General features: G+C 40.7%; 13 protein-coding genes. 4 read left to right on the top strand and 9 right to left on the bottom strand.

The window, feature by feature from the left end:
* Nucleotides 1-19: 19 nt before the first annotated feature.
* The 5 genes from lhgO to VB733_RS11120 all read right to left on the bottom strand — a co-directional run bounded on the left by lhgO (nt 20) and on the right by VB733_RS11120 (nt 6,695).
* Nucleotides 20-1,234, bottom strand: a complete 1,215-nt coding sequence (gene lhgO / locus VB733_RS11100; RefSeq protein ID WP_323340144.1) for an L-2-hydroxyglutarate oxidase — start codon at nt 1,232-1,234, stop codon at nt 20-22.
* Nucleotides 1,235-1,565: 331 nt separating this feature from the next.
* The gene (gene rfbF / locus VB733_RS11105) at nt 1,566-2,339 is read right to left on the bottom strand and encodes a glucose-1-phosphate cytidylyltransferase (protein WP_323340145.1); all 774 of its coding nucleotides are present in this window, start codon (nt 2,337-2,339) and stop codon (nt 1,566-1,568) included.
* Nucleotides 2,340-2,872: 533 nt separating this feature from the next.
* Nucleotides 2,873-5,056 carry a tetratricopeptide repeat protein gene (locus tag VB733_RS11110; protein WP_323340146.1) on the bottom strand — a complete coding sequence of 728 codons (2,184 nt, stop codon included), beginning with the start codon at nt 5,054-5,056 and terminating at the stop codon, nt 2,873-2,875.
* Nucleotides 5,057-5,137: 81 nt separating this feature from the next.
* The gene (locus tag VB733_RS11115; RefSeq protein ID WP_323340147.1) at nt 5,138-5,914 is read right to left on the bottom strand and encodes a PP2C family serine/threonine-protein phosphatase; all 777 of its coding nucleotides are present in this window, start codon (nt 5,912-5,914) and stop codon (nt 5,138-5,140) included.
* Between the two features lie 106 nt (nt 5,915-6,020).
* Complete coding sequence (locus VB733_RS11120) at nt 6,021-6,695, bottom strand: vWA domain-containing protein (protein ID WP_096612169.1); 675 nt, start codon at nt 6,693-6,695, stop codon at nt 6,021-6,023.
* Nucleotides 6,696-7,281: 586 nt separating this feature from the next.
* Between VB733_RS11120 and VB733_RS11125 the strand changes: the two genes are divergently transcribed.
* The 3 genes from VB733_RS11125 to VB733_RS11135 all read left to right on the top strand — a co-directional run bounded on the left by VB733_RS11125 (nt 7,282) and on the right by VB733_RS11135 (nt 10,552).
* Nucleotides 7,282-8,709 (top strand): response regulator, encoded by a 1,428-nt coding sequence (locus VB733_RS11125; protein WP_323340148.1) that lies wholly within the window; start codon nt 7,282-7,284, stop codon nt 8,707-8,709.
* Nucleotides 8,710-8,850: 141 nt separating this feature from the next.
* Nucleotides 8,851-10,116, top strand: a complete 1,266-nt coding sequence (gene codA / locus VB733_RS11130; RefSeq protein WP_323340149.1) for a cytosine deaminase — start codon at nt 8,851-8,853, stop codon at nt 10,114-10,116.
* 121 nt (nt 10,117-10,237) lie between these two features.
* On the top strand, nt 10,238-10,552 hold the full coding sequence (locus tag VB733_RS11135) for a hypothetical protein (protein WP_323340150.1): 315 nt from the start codon (nt 10,238-10,240) through the stop codon (nt 10,550-10,552).
* 300 nt (nt 10,553-10,852) lie between these two features.
* Here the strand turns inward: VB733_RS11135 and VB733_RS11140 are convergent, their stop codons facing one another.
* On the bottom strand, nt 10,853-11,170 hold the full coding sequence (locus VB733_RS11140; protein ID WP_323340151.1) for an MGMT family protein: 318 nt from the start codon (nt 11,168-11,170) through the stop codon (nt 10,853-10,855).
* 62 nt (nt 11,171-11,232) lie between these two features.
* Complete coding sequence (locus VB733_RS11145; protein WP_323340152.1) at nt 11,233-12,144, bottom strand: tetratricopeptide repeat protein; 912 nt, start codon at nt 12,142-12,144, stop codon at nt 11,233-11,235.
* A 428-nt stretch (nt 12,145-12,572) separates the two neighbouring features.
* On the opposite strand from VB733_RS11145, the gene VB733_RS11150 reads away from it, so the two are divergent.
* Complete coding sequence (locus tag VB733_RS11150) at nt 12,573-13,613, top strand: hypothetical protein (protein ID WP_323340153.1); 1,041 nt, start codon at nt 12,573-12,575, stop codon at nt 13,611-13,613.
* Nucleotides 13,614-13,714: 101 nt separating this feature from the next.
* On the opposite strand, the gene VB733_RS11155 is transcribed toward VB733_RS11150, so the two are convergent.
* The gene (locus VB733_RS11155; RefSeq protein ID WP_323340154.1) at nt 13,715-14,908 is read right to left on the bottom strand and encodes a homocysteine biosynthesis protein; all 1,194 of its coding nucleotides are present in this window, start codon (nt 14,906-14,908) and stop codon (nt 13,715-13,717) included.
* A gap of 50 nt (nt 14,909-14,958) precedes the next feature.
* Nucleotides 14,959-18,111: a PAS domain S-box protein gene (locus VB733_RS11160; protein WP_323340155.1), complete on the bottom strand. Its 3,153-nt coding sequence runs from the start codon at nt 18,109-18,111 to the stop codon at nt 14,959-14,961.
* Nucleotides 18,112-18,175: the final 64 nt, after the last annotated feature.

The raw sequence follows: 18,175 nt of genomic DNA on the forward strand, positions 1-18,175 counted from the left end.
TTCCTTAATTTATTAATTTCTATGCGCCAATAGCAGTGGCTAAATGTGATTGTTCGGGGATTGCTGCCACAATCGCTTTACCAATTTCGATAGATGATGTGGCTGCTGGGGATGGGGCATTGCATACATGGACGCAATTTTGACCATGAATAATCAAAAAGTCGTCTACTAATTTCCCGTCCTCCATCAATGCTTGAGCGCGAACTCCCGCATGACAGGGTACTAAGTCTTCTGCTTGAACTTCGGGAATAAGTTTTTGCAAACTGCGGACAAAGGCGGCTTTACTGAAGGAACGAATGATTTCTTGGATACCTTCATCGGCGTGTTTTGCTGCTAGTTTCCAGAATCCTGGGTATGTCATTACCTCTGCAAAATCCCGTAAATCAAAGTCGGTTTTCTTATAGCCCTCCCGTTTTAGGCTCAGTACAGCATTTGGTCCTGCGTGGACACTGTTATCAATCATACGTGTAAAGTGTACACCCAGAAAAGGAAAATCTGGATTGGGAACGGGATATATCAGGGTTTTGACAAGGTAACGCTTTTCTGGTGTTAGTTCGTAATATTCACCACGGAATGGGACAATTTTTGCTTTCGGGTCAACTCCACTTTTTTTGGCGATGCGATCGCTATGTAATCCGGCACAATTAATGAGATAGCGAGTCTCAAAAGTACCATTGTTGGTTTCTAGCACTTGCTTGTCACCACTCGGAACTATCCGCAAAACTTTGGTGTTCAGACGCAAATCACCACCTTGTTTTTGGATGAGTTCGGCATATTTGAAACATACTTGTTTATAGTTGGCTATACCTGTTGAGTAAACGCGGATGCCGGCAACGCAACTCACATGCGGTTCTATTTCTTTGACTTCTTCGGGAGATATACGTTTGACTTCAATCCCATTTTCTAAACCTCGATTGTAGAGGTTTTCTAGGCGGGGAATTTCTTCTGCATTGGTGGCAATAATCACTTTACCACAAACTTCATGGCTGATATTATGCTCCTCGCAAAACTGAACCATTGAAGTTGCACCATCACGGCAAAATTTCGCTTTGAAACTTCCTGGTTTGTAATAAATCCCGGAGTGGATAACACCACTATTATTTCCGGTTTGATGAAATGCCCAATTACTCTCTTTTTCCAGTACCAAAATTCGAGCATTGGGATAGCGTTTTCCTAATGCCATGCCCGTGGAAAGACCGACAATACCACCACCTATTATGGCAAAATCATACATTGGCTTGCTAGCTCCCTGAAATTATGACTGAATCTATAAATTAGAAGTAAAACGTTGAATTTAAACGTATTTGATGGAAACCCAACGTTTTCTTGGACAATTACCAAAACTTGATGGACAAATTCTCTTTAGAGAGAATTTCTACAAAAATCCAGAATAGGAACATTACGGAATTTTAAGTATAAAATTAATACAGATATCTCAAAAATCCTACACTCTGAGATTCCGCTACTCTGCACAGAACCAATTTCCATAAGGCTTAACAAATTAGTCCCAGAAAATCAATATTTTGAATTTCTCAATTCTGACTCACGAATTACATCTCTGCTAATTACCAAACTTTCCAAGGTGCTTTATCTTTTTGCCACAAGTTATCAAGATAATTCTTATCGCGTAAAGTATCCATTGGTTGCCAAAAACCATGATGCTTAAATGCCGATAACTGTTCTTTTTCGGCTAATTTTTCTAATGGTTCCTGTTCCCAAACTGTGGAATCATTATCAATTAAATCAATAACTTCGGGTTCTAAAACAAAGTAACCACCATTAATCCAAGCTCCATCTCCTTCGGGTTTCTCGCGGAAGCTAGAAATTTTGGTTTGTTCTTGCCCCAAAATAATTGCACCAAAACGCCCTGGTGGTTGAACGGCTGTTAATGTTCCTAGGGTTTTTTGTTCTTTGTGGAATTGAATTAACTCTGTGATGTTAACATTACAAACACCATCACCATAGGTAAAACAGAAGGTTTCATTTCCAATATGTTCGCGCACTCGCTTCAGTCTTCCGCCTGTCATGGTATTGTCACCAGTATTTACTAAGGTGACACGCCAAGGTTCTGCATTCCCAGCATGTACATTCATCTGGTTAAATCGCATATCAAAGGTAACATCTGACATGTGCAAGAAGTAGTTAGCAAAATATTCCTTGATTACATAACCTTTGTAGCCACAACAAATAATAAAGTCATTAATGCCATGGGCAGAATAGGTTTTCATAATATGCCATAAAATTGGCTTACCTCCTATTTCCACCATTGGCTTTGGCTTCACGCTAGTTTCTTCACTCAGACGTGTACCAAGTCCCCCAGCCAAAATCACTACTTTCATGAGAATGCCTCTGAATTTCTAGGTAGATGAATCTTAATATTCCGCCCGCACAATAAAAAATGCCATCTCAATAGAGAACAATTGAGTTTTGAGTGGTTAAGCTTAACTCTGGCAACTTTTGGGATGGAAATATATCACCGTTATTTGCTATTGATAACGGCTACAATATTGAATTTCTCAGTATATAATCTAACCGTATTTCTACACCTATGTGTAAAGGCAAGGTAAATAAAATTGTTTTATCTATGAAAAAATTGAAAAGCTTTATTGCTTATCAGATATCAAATAATTACTTAATAGTTAACAAATAATTAAGCTGATTTTACCCTGAGTAATTTAAATATTATCTAGTATAAATTAATAATTTGTGTACGGAATAACTGTCAGAAGTTATGTATACCCAACTACAGGTAGGGATTTGCAAGCAGTTGGCTATTTTTACGTCATGATGGAAAACCGGGCTTGTAGAGATGGAGTAGTTTTACATCTCTACAAGATGAAGAATATTGTGAATCATTCGAGGCGCAAACTTACTAATGAGTTTTATTGACAAAATTACTATTTTGGAAAAATGAATCACATTTATTTTCGATAACAACACAAATACTACTCAATGCTTGTTGATAATTTTCCATATCTTCTTGTTCGAGGGAGATTTTAGCAGCCCGTTGTAAGTCAGCAACAGCTTGCATATGGTAATGGCGGGATTGTTTGCCCCCATATTGTGCTAACTCGTAACGGACAATTCCTCGTCTCAGATAGACTTTAGCTAGTTGCGAATTGATTCGCAAAGCTTGGTTAAAATCATTAATTGCCCGTCGATATTCTTGTTCAAATTCGCTGCTATATTGGGCAATTTGATACCACACCTGTCCGCGTTGAAAGTAAGCCTCAGCTCGTGATGGGCTAAGATTCAGGGCTTGATTAAAGTCTTGAATTGCTTTTTGGTAATCACCTTGGGATTCGCCACTATATTTAGCCATTTGGGCGCGAACAACTCCTCGCCGAATCAATGCTTCGACTTCGCCCGGATTGAGGCGAACTGCACTGTTAAAATCTTCAATTGCTTGTTTGTAATCTTTATCGGGATCACTGCTATATTCGGCTAGGATGAGGCGAGTATTGCCGCGACTCACATAAGCTTTGGTTTCGTTCGGGTTGATTTTTACGGCTTGGTTGTAGTCGGATAGGGCGGCATCATACTGTTTGAGGTTGTAGTGGGCGTTGCCTCGATTCACATAAGCCTTAGCATAGGTAGGTAATTTCCGGATTGCTTGGCTAAACTTCTCGATCGCCTGTTCGTAATTCTTAATTTTGTAAGATGCGTGTCCTTGTTTGTAATATTCTTCAAAACTGAGCTTTTCGTCATCTTGCTGGGAATTAATCAAAGTTTGCGAATAAGTATTTTGAATCGTAAAAGTACGACTGGTAAACTTAATCATGAAATCCATATAGCCCAAAATCCCAAAGCCTAGCAAGCAAAATAAAACTGGGAGATATTTGGTTTTGTTGACGCGGGGAGGTTTGTAATAGGGAATATTTAACGGACTGCTGGCTCGTCGGTAATTAATGCGGTTGAAGGGTAGGTTCGGTTGGGGTATGCGAGGGCTGTGATTCTGCCGTCGGCGCTGGGGTATTTGTGTGTAAAGATGTTCCTTGGCTGCGATCGCTTGTTGGGAAGGAAACGGATCCCGTCCACCCAAACGCAATTTCCGCTCGCACCAAGGGCAGCTGTGAAGGTGATTGCTATGGCGGTGTTGGGGATTTGCTGTACAGGTGATTAAGGATTCTTCTGCTTCCGTCAGTGTCAGGAGCCAAGTGGCTGCACTGGGACGCATCAAGGGGTTAGTATTACCTTCCTCAAAACAGCGTAAAAATAATTCCTGCAAACCTGGGTGTAATGCTTCCCAAGGTGGAGCAATGGGGGTGGGAATATAGGGTACGCGATGTTTTTTACTGTAGGTAAAGTGTCCGGCAGCGATACGGGCTTCATAGGGTGGCGGTTCTCCTGCCCCTTGATAGATGCCAGAAAAGGGATGAGTACCTTCCATTAATAGTTGGAAAATCAAGACTGACATCCCAAATAAATCATGGGCGACGGCGCGATCGCATTCCGCAAATGTTTTATTTTGGAGTTCGGGGGGTGTAAATTCTGGCTTGCCAACGGGACAACGATAAACAAAACCCATTTCTGGATCACGAACTTGGAATGAGTCGGTGTCTACCAATGTCACTAGGGCGGTGTCACTGACTAAAATGTTTGATTCGTTGACATCACCAACGCAGTAACCCCGTGCATGTAAGGCTGCAAAAGCAGCTGCGAGGTTGCGGGCTGTACGTAGTAAGTATTGATAGCTGAATAGGGGACAGTGTTGGCGGCGAGTTCTCGGATTGTAAAAATCAATGATGGGACGCATTCCCCGAATCCGGGGCATCAAAAAACCAACGGCGCGATCGCTACCATCGCTAGCCCGTAATATTTCCTGGGGCCAAGCAATGGAAATATGACCTAAGGCGGCGGTGGGGTTTTCTGGCGGATGTGCCAGCATGACTTTGAGTTTCCGGGCTTGTTCCTCTGTTGGTTTATGATAGATTTTTGCTACCAAATTTGTATCCGTGGGAACTGTATAAACACAGGCTTCACCACCGCGCCCTAAGCTGACGGTGAGGCTGACTGTGAGATTTTGCTGGTTGGGAAGACAACGTAGTACCTGCATGTAAAGGTTATCTTTAAGAAAAATAAAATTGGTTATCTTTTGGTAGTTTTGTCAAAATTCAACTGCGGTGAATATTGGCAACTAGTCATGCAGTACAGCTAAGACGAGGGTTAAGTCATCATCGGTTCGTTGGGTAATTCGCTCGGATTTTAAAAATTTCACTAACTGTTCTTTGGCTACTGATTTGTCTTCGGCATCGGCAACAAAATCAAATAGGGGTAGAAAGAACGGTTTGTGAGGAGCGCCAACTGCCATATTTATCGCCAACATTTGTAACCCATCTGTTAGCAAGCCAATATTAACTATTGGTTGTCGCCATAGCCGTAACTGCGCTGTATCAATCGCGTCGTCGGAAGTGAGAAATGTGGTTTCGTTAATGTATTCGCCACTATCGGGCATGGTAAGTGCTATTAAATTCCCCTGAAAATCCTTGGCGACTGCCACTCCATCGCCAATCTGCGCCACTGCTGCACCTTCTGGTGTTGCTACCATAATAATTAAAGTGGTTGCTAAATCGGTCAGTTGTCTACCGCAAGCAACGGCTTCCTCCTCAACCGCTTTTTTGGCAGCTACCATTGCTGCTGTTAAAAGCGATCGCACAAATTCATCATCCGCTAGCCCGTGTTTAGTCACATCCTGCATCGAGATATTTTCGATCGCAGTTTCTGTGGCTATCATTGCCCCCACTTTTCCTAAACTTGCGGAACCTGCACCATCTGCAACCGCAGCAACTAATACATTATCCGGCAATACCTGCCAGTGATGGGCATCTTGACACAGTTGCTCGGTTTTGACATGGCTGGTACCACATACGGAAGCAGCGACAACCCGCCAATGAAGCAATTGTTTTGTATTCATACAACTATTCACTCACTGCTGTGTAAGCATAAAACCGCTCTCTGGGAAATGACGACTGCGACAGAATCCCCACTACAAGCGATCACATTCCATCCAATATTTAGGTTCAAACAGTTCCCCAACCAATGGGGGGTAGTGCTACTTGTTCGTCAACCTTGGAATGTGAAACGGCTGACATACTCGCGGATAACCACACAAACATCTCGACAAAATTTAAACCCTGAAGCTTTAGAGGTGTACGCACCGCTATTTGACTCAACCGAGTCATATTAGCATTTTCCACGCCGACTGTAAAAAAAGCAACACGTTTGTTGGCTTCATCTGTTTGTAACCGCGATGATGCCTGTTCGACAACATCTTCAAATTCTCCTTGGGGTTCACCATCGGTAATCATAAAAACCCAAGGACGGTAGTAAGCAATCCCATTCGTGCGATATTGTGTCTTGCGATCGGCGATTAAATCCAGTGCTTTGTGAATACCCGCACCCATATTTGTCAAGCCTTGGGCTGATAATACTGGTGGATTAAATTGGTCTGCCGTCACAAAATCTTGCACTACATTTATGCTACTATCAAAAGTAACAATCGCAACTTCAACTCGTCTCGCTGCCAGTGTATTTTTCACTAATTCTTCTTTGAAACTCAGCAACCCCTCATTGAGAGCATTGATTGGCATACCTTGCATTGAACCAGAAGTATCAAGTAATAGTACGCAAGGACAACGGGGTTCTGGGTTCTCCGCAAACTCCACAACTTCATCAAGTCTTAATGTATCGGGCATAACTTGTTGTGTTATATTAACGTCCAAAGTTCTCTTTTCCTTTCTCTAAAAGTATATATTTCAAAGCAGCGACGAGACTCTTAAAGATGATGTTTTGCTGTAGATTATTTATTTATGCATTAATACCTACATTTTGAATAAAATCTCAACCAATAGGGTATTTAGTAAAAAGGAATTTATCAGAGATTTGCATTATTTGTTGTAATCTACTTGGCAAAAGTACGAATAGCAAATCTACAATACAATAATATCTAAGCATTTGCCGCTCTTACTTTTTAAATTTTTCATGTAGAAGACTTATATCTTTTATGAAAGGACAAAATTCAGCTTGCCCTTCTCAATTATTATATTCTGCGGTCGTAAATATTGAAAATTGATATCTTGAATATTGTCTGAGTAAATAAAATGCTGCTGCGTAAAATGTAGCAACAAATCCACCATGTAGTTTTTATTGCCTGTAACATAATATGCATATCATTCTCTGAGATGCCTTGGGGAATGATGTCAAAAATAGTAATTATGCCATATCCCTAATAGATGGAAATTACTGAGATTCGGCTTAGTTCACGGGAAAAACTCTAAAGAAATGAATATTTTTGGCACATTTACCAGATTGCGTCCCCTGAGTTTATTACGACACTTATCTAGCTGTAGCGATCGCACATGCTTGCATGTCTCAAATAACTCAGTCTCTTGGCTAATATACTTAGAACAGGGAAAAATTATCTACGCTACCCATTCAGTAGAGGCATTTGACAGATTAGAGAGACATTTGCGTTGTCGCAGCCATCAATTACCCCCTTTAAGCACCGACACACGTGTTCAGTTGCGCTTAATGTTTGAAACTGATGCTCCCAATTTATCGACTGTTCCCGAACAACCACCAGAATATCAAGCAATTTGCTGGTTAGTGAGTCAACGCCACATCAATCCCACTCAAGCAGCAATATTAATTCAAGAAATGGTTAAGGAAGTATTGGAATCATTTCTCTTAATTAATACAGGAAGTTACGAATTAATAAATATTGTAAATAAATTGCCAGTTATCTGTAGGATTGATACAGAAAAAATATTAGAAATGAGTGTCGAGCAATTACGGAGTTGGCAATCACTAGCGCCACATATTTCTTCTCCTTACCAACGCCCGTATCTACGAGTACAAACCAAAGCAAATCAGCAGGGACTTGCAGAAATCCACCCAAATTTCACAGGATGGATGAAAGGTTTTAGTATCCGCCATCTAGCCGCAATTGTGAATCGAGATGAAGTAAAAATAGCCCGTAGTCTCTGTCAGTATATTTTAAATGGAGAAATTGTCCTCCATGAACCCGACCCACCATTCGATCAATTACCTAAAACTGCTAAAGAATTTACTGAGAATGCCAATAGTGTAATCAACTACGCAGAGAGTCAATTTGCTCGCCCATTAGTCACAGCAGTTACGTCAAATGCCACTGAAAATTTCGCTGTTGCACGTAGTAACACTGGCATCGGAGTAGTCGAAGAGTTTGTTGGCAGTCGTAGCAATCCCACACCAACCCCAGTCGCCCATCGTCCAGCCGAAAGGGATTTACAAGCCACTTCTCAAACCCGCACTGAAACTGTAATCAATCCGCCTGCCCCGATATCAAACATAGTAAGCGATCGCAAAACCTATAAAGTAGTCTCAGTGGATGATAGTCCTACTGTACTTAAGGAAATTAGTCGTTTCTTAGAACAGGAAAATTTCGCAGTTGTAGCAATTAATGATCCAGTCAAAGCGGTAATGTCAATAATTCGTAACAAACCCGACTTAATTTTACTGGATTTAAATATGGATGGTATCGATGGTTATGATTTGTGTAAAATCATCCGTAATAATTCCATGTTTAAGAAGACACCTATCATCATGGTGACGGGGAATAAAGGCTTAATCGACAAAGTAAAAGCTAGGTTGGTTGGGGCTTCGGGGTATCTAACTAAACCATTTACCCAAGCAGATTTACTTAAAATCGTGTTTATGCATTTAACTTAAATTCATGATTGGGGAATCATCTGGCAATTATGTAACGAAAAATAAAGTTAACAATTAGGTTTACGATTGCTTTGTTTATTGGCACTGACTTACTTTCAGTATTGTTAGCTGATATTATTTTCTGAGACAATTTTACTTTTTATGATGTCGAATCGTGAGTACGATTTATTGGTGCGTCGTGGCAAATTACTGGGACAGACTGATGGCAAGTTAGTAGATATTGGCATCAAAAATAGACGCATTACGAAAATAGCCGATGAAATCGCCGATAATGCGGATGTGGAACTAGATGCAGAAGGTAGATTAGTTTCACCACCATTTGTCGAATCCCACATACATTTAGATTCAGCCTTAACTGCCGGAGAACCACGTTGGAACCAAAGTGGGACATTATTTGAGGGGATTGAAATTTGGCGCGATCGCAAGCAAAATATTTCTATAGGAGATGTGAAAAAGCGAGCGATCGCAACTCTCAAACAGCAAGCGGAACAAGGGATATTATTTGTGCGTTCCCATGCCGATGTTAGCGAATCACAGTTAATCGCACTACAAGCTCTCCTGGAAGTGCGCGAAGAAGTCAAAAATTGGATGACACTGCAAGTTGTTGCCTTTCCCCAAGATGGAATTTACTCGCAACCGGGAAATTTAGAACTTCTAGAACGAGCGTTAGAAATGGGTGCGGATGCAGTTGGAGGTATCCCCCACTACGAACTTACCCGCGAACATGGCGTAAATTCAGTTGAGCGCATCTTTGAATTAGCGACACAATATCACAAGTTGATTGATATTCACTGTGACGAAATTGACGACGAACAATCCCGATTCCTCGAAGTTGTCGCCGCTTGTGCAATCGCGACAGGAATGGGTGCGAAAACCACAGCTAGTCATACAACAGCCTTTGCTTCCTACAACAATGCCTATGCTTTTAAATTAATGGGATTCTTGCAACGCGCCCAAATCAACTTTATTGCTAATCCCTTAATTAATATTACCCTGCAAGGACGAAACGATACCTATCCCAAACGTCGGGGTGTAACGCGAGTGAAAGAACTGTGGCAAAACGGCTTGAATGTGAGTTTTGGTCACGATTGTGTCCAAGACCCTTGGTATAGTTTAGGTAGTGGCAACATGCTCGATGTCGCCCATATGGGAGTACATGTTTGCCAGATGACAGGATTACCAGAAATAAATGCTTGTTATGAGATGGTGACAATTAATGCGGCGAAAACGCTGCATCTTCATGATTACGGTGTGGAAGTAGGAAATACAGCCTCGATGTTGGTATTAGAGGAAAAGAGTTGTTATGATGCCATCCGTCTACGTCGCAAACCCCGTTATGTAATTGCTCAAGGGAAACTATTAACTCATACGCAACCCGAAGTTACTGAGTGGCTTGAGAAAAATTAGGTAGAGAACAGAGGAAATTCATCATTACTAACAGAGACGTGGCAGGGCAGCACCTAGCACTTCTCACTTTTCCTATGCAAGCTACTATATATAGAATTGTCCGCGTTTGGGAAATAAAAATATGAGAATTTGGTTTGCTTGTTTTTTATTACTATTTGTGCTGGCAGAATTATTCGATTGGGTAAAAGATTTTACTTTGCCTTTACCGATATATATTTTGGGTGGTGCATTTCTAGCAGTTGTATCTAATTATGATAAATTGGTTGGCTCCTACCTCCATGATTCATCTAATCTGATTCGGGATGTGATTCGCGATACTATACCCGAACAAGTGCAATTAGATTCTTCGTTCTCCACTCATCAACAAGCCACCTTGTCAACATCGTCTACACCAGAAAGCACTTTACCACAAGTTAATCATCAAATTAATCAATAAAAATTAACTTTACTTCAATATTTATTGTTATGACTTACGCAAAGAAACCGGGTTTTTATGCAAAACCTTTGTTTCGAAGATCAGATATCGATGAAGAAACCGAGTTTCTGGCTTCACGTGCGTAAGTGCTGATTGTTATGATTCCTATCCCTAATTTATCTTTAGAAGTTGGGGATATTTTTTATATGGATTATGGGTGAAATAAGGTGCAAAAGTAGAGTGATATTAGCGTAACGCACCATTCCCAATTAAATCGGAAACAGGCTATTAAATTTTCATTCCGATGGATAACGTCAAAATTTAATCAATCTTTGGATGCCACAAATATTTACGCAGATTGACTTTACCTTCTGTATTGAATTCTATACCCTCTTGCTCAAGCAGAACTTTTTGCGTATAGTCACCTCCCTGACGTAAAGGGGAATAGGAAATCTCACCTTTGGCATTAATGACTCTATGCCAAGGCACATCAGAACTGATATCTACACGATACAAAGCATAACCAACTAAACGTGCTTTTCCACTCAGATTTGCTTGTATCGCAACTTGTCCGTAAGTTGCAACTGTACCAGCAGGTATTTGACGCACAATGGCGTAGATGTTCTCGTAAGTTGACATTTAGAGAGTGTTGAGTAAGTTGAGTCAGAACCGCTAAGGGAGTTAAGATTTTGACATTTCTTCTACGGAGAATTTGTCACTGTAGGCGTAGGTGTAGGTGTAGGTGTAGGCGTTGTCACTGTTTCGGTAGCAGCTTTGTTAATTTCGTCCTTGTAGCGTGCGGGAGCAAGAGCCGCAGCATTTGCAAATAGAGGTTTGGCTTCGTCGATTTTACCTTGTTCTTTCAGAACTAGTGCTTTTGCCAAAATTGGGCGAAAGTCTTTTGGGTCGGTTTTACTGGCTTTTTCGTATAATTCAAAAGCCTTTCCATAGCGTTTTTGGTTAGCATGGATATTACCCAATAAAACCTGAACATCAATAGTATCGACACTACCAGGTTCAATTTTATTTGCCTGGGGTGCTTTCGCTAGGGTTTCTTCGAGTAAACCGATCGCAGCTTCTGGGCGTTTCTGGTTCATTAATAGTGATACCATTGCTTGTATAGCCTTTGTATCCCCAGGTCGAGTTTCTAAAACAGTACGCAAATGCTGTGCTGCACCTTCGCGATCGCCGACTGATTCTTTTAACTGTGCCAGTAAAACGGCTTGTTCTGTATCTTGAGGATTTAGTTTAACCAGACGTTCGAGTGGCTCGAGTACAGGTTTAAAATCATCAGCGACAAGTTTGGTTTCGTTTCGTTTTAAAGCCAATAAATTTAGTCTTGCTTTTACTAAACCTTTAAGTATGTTTTGATTATCAGAGTCCTTCTGTAAAACTTGTTCGTAACCTCGTACTTCATCCTCCAGTTTCGCCTTGATTTCATTAGGATTCGCCGAATCGCGTCCACCAGGACTGTTGGCGTTATTGGTGACAGAACGACCAGAATTATTACTTAATGCTTGCATAATAATGGGAGCAGCAGAAACTCCTACAAGTAAAAGCGCCGCCAGCACTAATATGACTCTTACAATCCAGCGATTTCCCGATTCAGACACAAGACCTTCCTTTAGTATTAACGAGTTAATGAGACTATGTTGACAAACAATCGAAAAAATTAAAAATTTGACAAACTTTGCGGAATGCTACAAAATCCCCGTGAACTGTATAACAAATACAAACATACCCTGTAAAAATGAATGACAACTTTAGGAGGAACCGTCAGAATTGTAACTGTGGTATGCTTCCGAAACCAGTCTCATGGCGTTAAATTACACATTTTAGTGTAAGTGCGCCAAATCTAAGCTAGTATCGCATGTGGGTTTAACCCCATTTAAGATACTCATATCGCGTCTTCAGTATCACATGGGGTACGCTGGAATGGTGCTTGGGAAAGAATTATACTTTCACCAATCGCACAAACGCTCTTTCCAGTTTCCTTTATTAAATCCCACAATGGGATGTGTCTCCGCCGCAAGGAGTTGTTATGAATTCCGACCTGATGCCGTCGTCCGAACCTTCTAAACCAAGTAGACCGAACAAAGATAAAATTAAAGACCAAACTAGCATTGAAGCTCCCAAGGAAGAAGTTCTTACCGAAGACCTAACTTCTGAGGAAGAACATTCGCTCGACATCGACAGCGACAATGCTGAAGATGAACATCTCGTGAATCGACAGCAGCCGATTCCGCCACCGAGCGAACCGATGCAGTACCGAGCCATTGGCTTAGTTAGAGGTCGTTATGTAGCCAGTGCTGAACAATTTACCCAAGGCTCGCTGATTACCGTCGATGGAATCGAACTGAGTTCTGTCCTTCTGGGAAGGATTATGAGTTTGGTTAAAAATCATCTCGATTTGGAACAGGAGCATTTGTGGGTTGTTTATCCACGTACTCGCCAAGAAAACGACGAATTACACTTACAAATCGTTGGCGTTTGGGAGCCAGAAAAGCTCGCCAAAGCCTCAACATCTGAAGAGGAAGAAGATTCTACAGAATCAGAAGACTCCGTATCAACAGAAACTTCAGAACCAGAAGTCCTGACACCTTCATCCGAAATTCCTGATGGGGGCTTTTCTGTCCGTGGTGAGGTTGTTTATCAAACCCAAGATTGCAACAGCTTAGTCATCAAAATTAAGCAGGCTCCCCGCAAAAAGGACGATAAACCCAAATATTTTAAACTCAAAATCAAAGGCAAGCTCGAAGCCCGAGCCGTTGGCAAGTTTTGGGATTTGCAAGTTAAACGCGAGGGTGATTCACTTACCATCGAAAAAGGCGAAGCCATTGCTGACTTACCGAAGAAACGCCGACCTCCGTTTAAACCGGGTGGTGGTGGCGGCGGTAGAAGACCCTTTAAGGCAGGTGGTGCTGTTGGTAGTAGAAAGCCTTTCCGCAGACCTCCTGGGGGCGAAACTCCACGTCCAATTAAAAAAGGTAGCGCTGACCCCAGCATGACTCCTAAACCCTTGCCCAATCCCAGCCGTCCAACTCCTAAACCAATTAAAAAACCGAAAGCGGAAGGAGAGTAAGCAAGTAAAGGTGACAAGAGGGGGGGGACGCGAGGAAATAGGTAAATTTTCCCCTTTTCCACTCTCCCCATCCCACGTACCTGATCTTCTTTTCAACCTCTCTAAAACTCCGTCCAACGGTCTTGTGGTAAAAACGATCGCTCCATTGGAATTGGGGAAACAGGTTCAGTCAGGGTAAAAGTACCTGCTTCAATCCATTGTTTCAATTCTATGGCTACTTGTCTGGAGAGAAACATACTTGCCAGTGGGGCGCTTCGGACGCTTTTTCCTTCTATAGTGATACGTCCCGATTTTAATTGGGCGTAGCTCACTAACCCAAATGTCGGACGCACGCGCCGGGGGATGGAAAAATCTACAATTGGTGCAACTACTTCTTTGTCTTGAACTGCACAACGGGCTACTACTTCTTCGTTTAATACTGGGTAGGGGATGCCAACACCTAACATCATTGATGGTCCGTAGTTTTTAAAATAACAACCACGTATCCAACGAGGATCCATTTGTTTAGCATCGCCAATTAATGCTAAAGTGGCTGCTGGACCAATTGGTGTCCGATTGGGTAAACGTTTTTGTAGTGGAAAATGCTGGGTTCCTTCCCAAGAAACGTAACCAATACCACCTCCTAAAAAAATTCTTGTACCAATACCAACTAGCTGTAAATCTGGATCATTGAGAAGCGGCGAAATTGCACCGGGGTTTGAATAAACGGCATTTCCCAAACGAGGTTGCAGGGGACCAAGATATGTGAACAGAGTTCTGTCACCCCCATTTACACCAACTATAAAGTTTTGATAAAGATTTCTAGGATTAAATAAATAAAACTGATTAATTGTCTCGCGGGAAATTGTCGTTTCAAATGTGGCTCGTGGGTAGCAATCAGTGACTTGTCCTTCAGCGCGGAGATGTACTGCTTTACCAGCAACCAAGTCTTCGATTACATGACCTCCGCCGCGTAATATTTTCGGTGTTGCTTTGCGGGAACGGGCTTCTTCGCCATCTTTTGTTTCCACGGTGCAGCTAGCACCCAAGTATAAATCGACAGCACCAAATCCAGAGTATACGGGTACTCCATCAAGCCAGGCACGACGAATTTTGATTGGTGGGTCTGTATGTCCTAAATTAATAATTGCGCCGCTTGATTCCATTGGCTCGAATGTGCCAGTAGTAATGACATCAACCTTTTTTGCCACCTCAGTCACACCAAGTTCGACAACTTGGGCTTTGACTTCATCGACTGTGAGGACAGTTGCTTTTTTTTGAATAATTTTTTCATTGATTTCAGCAAGCGATCGCATCAGATTTTCCTTTTAAACTTGGTTAGAAAAGGGTTAATTACAGTATTTAACTACTTCAATAGTTTAGGAATTTGAATCCAGAATTTAGAACCTTTTCCTGGTTCTGATTCACACCAGATTTTACCTTTGTGCTGAGAAGTAATAATTTTATAGCTGACAGCTAGTCCTAAGCCAGCCCCTTGACCGATCGCTTTTGTAGTATAAAAGGGGTCAAAGATTTTTGTGATTTTTTCTGGTTCTATACCAATCCCACTATCTGCAATACAAATAATGATTTGATTTGATTCTTCTTGCTGGGTGCTAATTGTAATTTGATTAGAGGATTCTAATATTTTTCCTTCTGGCGAAATGATGATTTTATTTGCTTCTTGAATAGCATCAATAGCATTAGCAATAATACTCATAAATACTTGATTTATTTGTCCTGCATAGCATTCTATCAGTGGTAATTTCCCATAGCTTTTAACTAATTGAATTGCCGGTTTTGTTTGTTGAAATCTATGCTGTAAAATTAATAAGGTACTATCTATATTTTCATGGATATCTACTTGTTTAATTTCAGCTTCATCCAGACGGGAAAATGTTCTTAAAGATAGGATAATATCTCGGATGCGTTTAGCACCCGATCGCATCGAAGTGAATAAATGTTCGGCATCAGTAATCAAAAAATCTAGGTCGATATCTTCAATTTTTTCTTGAATATTTGTAGGATTTTCCGGGTAATGTTGCTGATAGAGATGAATGAGTTCGACTAAATCATGAAAATATTCCTCAGCATGATTAAGATTTCCAAATATAAAACTGACAGGGTTATTGATTTCATGGGCAATACCAGCAACTAATTGACCTAAAGAGGACATTTTTTCACTCTCTATTAGTTGAGTTTGGGTTTCCTGTAGTTCCTGGAGAGTTTTTGTCAGAAAGTGTGCTTGTTCTTCTAATTTTGTTTGTACTTGTTTTTGATCGCTAATATCTCTAATGACAGTAGAGATATATTCTAATTCACCTTTTGTTGTTTGATGGGAAATGACAACTTGAGAAACTGGGATTTCTTGACCAGATTGATCGATAATTGCTGTTTCTCCCATCGATACTCCATTCTCTATTGCTTCGGGAATAAGTTGATTAATAATTTTTTCCAAAGCCCAATGGGGATGGAAACTTGGTGAAATTTCCATATTTAAACTTTCTTCTTTAGCAATGCCTAATAATTCACGCCAAGCTTTATTGAGATAGAGACTTTTTCCTTCAGGACTTGCTGTGCCAACTAAATCTGATGTTGTTTCTAAAATATCTAATAATCTTGCTTGCTCTTTTTCTATTTGTTTGCGTTGAGTAATATCAAATATACTGCCAACCAAGCGATAAACTTGATGACTATTTGCATCTTTTAACGGTGTAATTGTGGTTAAATGCCACATTTCAGAATTTAGGGCTGTGACTTCACTCTCATAGGTAATCGAATTACCTGTTGCTATACATATATGACATTTTTCCAGAAAATTAGTAGCAATTTCCTTAGGGAATAAATCCTCTGGGGTTTTACCGTAAACATCTTCTAATTTTAATCCAGTGATTCTCGTAGCTGCGAGATTCCAAGCGGAATAGCGAAGTTCTCCATCACCACAGACATCTATCACAAAAAGCGTGTAATCGACACCATCAAAAATACTTTGTAAAAATTCTTGGTTACGTTTTAGTGTTTCTTCTACGGTTTTGCGATCGCTAATATCTCGTGCAATTCCTTGAATACCAATTATATTACCAGAATTATCCTTGATGAGAGAATCTCTGGTAATCAACCAACGCCAACTACCATCCTTGTGCCTAGCTCGAAATTCTGTGGCAGAGTTACTACCTGTTGTGATTAATTGTTGGATGTTTCTCAAACATATTGGCATGTCATCGGGATGGGTAATCTCAGCAATATCTTTGCCAATACATTCACCAACTTCGTACCCGAGGATGTCTGTAAATTTGGGTGATAAATAGGAAAATGTTGCATCTTCTAAAGTCAAGGAATAAACAATATCGTGAGCATTTTCAATTAATTGACGGAATTTATTTTCACTTTCGACAAGTGTATTTTCTACCTGTTGACGATGAATTATTTCTTGTTCTAATTGCTGGACAATTTCACGTAAATCACTGGTTGTTGTGCTAACTTCTTGTTCTAATTTCTGGCTTAATTTTGTTAACTGCTTTTGTTTGAAAATATGCGATCGCCATAATATCAAAACAATTGTGCCCGCTAAACTAATCAATGCGATCGCTATCCCATCTAAAGCATAGAGCTTGGCGGCAATATTTTCCTGAGGAATCACTAAAGCAATCGACCATTGAGTTTGTTTTAAAGGTACATAAGCTACATACTTCCAACCAGAATCGAGAAAAACTAGGTCAATTCCTTCCTTCTTGGCAATAATTTGCTTTGCCAGATTCGCCAAGTTTTTGTCAGTTTCATTTCCTGAATTCGCTAATGGTTTTTCAAGATTGGAAATTAAGTTGGGATTGGGATGAGCAATTATCTCTCCTCGGTAATTCAACGCCAATCCGTAGCTATTATCACCATATTTTAACTGGGTAATTACTTCCTGCAAACGTTCCAGTCTCACAGCCCCAGTCACTACCCCTAGGGGAAAACTATTAGATGGCAATTGCTGGAAGCGAGAATTTGCCCAAATTGGCGCAGCAACTACCATCGATGGAATGTTATTTCTACGGGAAATCAGGGGATCACTAATATTGACTTCCCCTTGTATCGCTTTCTGGAAATATTTTCTGTCGGAGATATTGACTAAATTTCCGTCTGTCGCATACAACAAGCCATCGGCTTTTGCGACTCCAAAAGCTGAAAATTCCTGAAAACGCTGCAATTTATCTTGAAAGCGAGGTTTTATCTCTTGATAGTCCAAGGAAAAAATCATATTCTCACTTGCTAGCACTTCTACTCGTGCCTTTAACACTGCCAGCCAACTATCAATATTTTTTCCTTCCTGTTCTACCTGATTCAAAGCTTCCTGCTGCAAATTATCTGATACCCAATTCCGCACAATCAGATATTGTGAATATAAAGCCAGACTGGCAATCACCGTGCCACCCAGCACAAACATCGACATTCGATGCTGATTTGCAAATAATTCACCCTTACTAATCAAGGATGTGATTTTTTGATACGGATTATGTAGAAATTTGGGGATCATGATGGCAGGCGATCGCTTTCAATGGTAGATACAGAGGAATATGCTCTATCTAGTTTTCCCTCAA

The sequence above is a fragment of the Calothrix sp. UHCC 0171 genome, assembly GCF_034931845.1.
In the GTDB taxonomy this organism is placed as follows: Bacteria; Cyanobacteriota; Cyanobacteriia; order Cyanobacteriales; family Nostocaceae; genus Brunnivagina.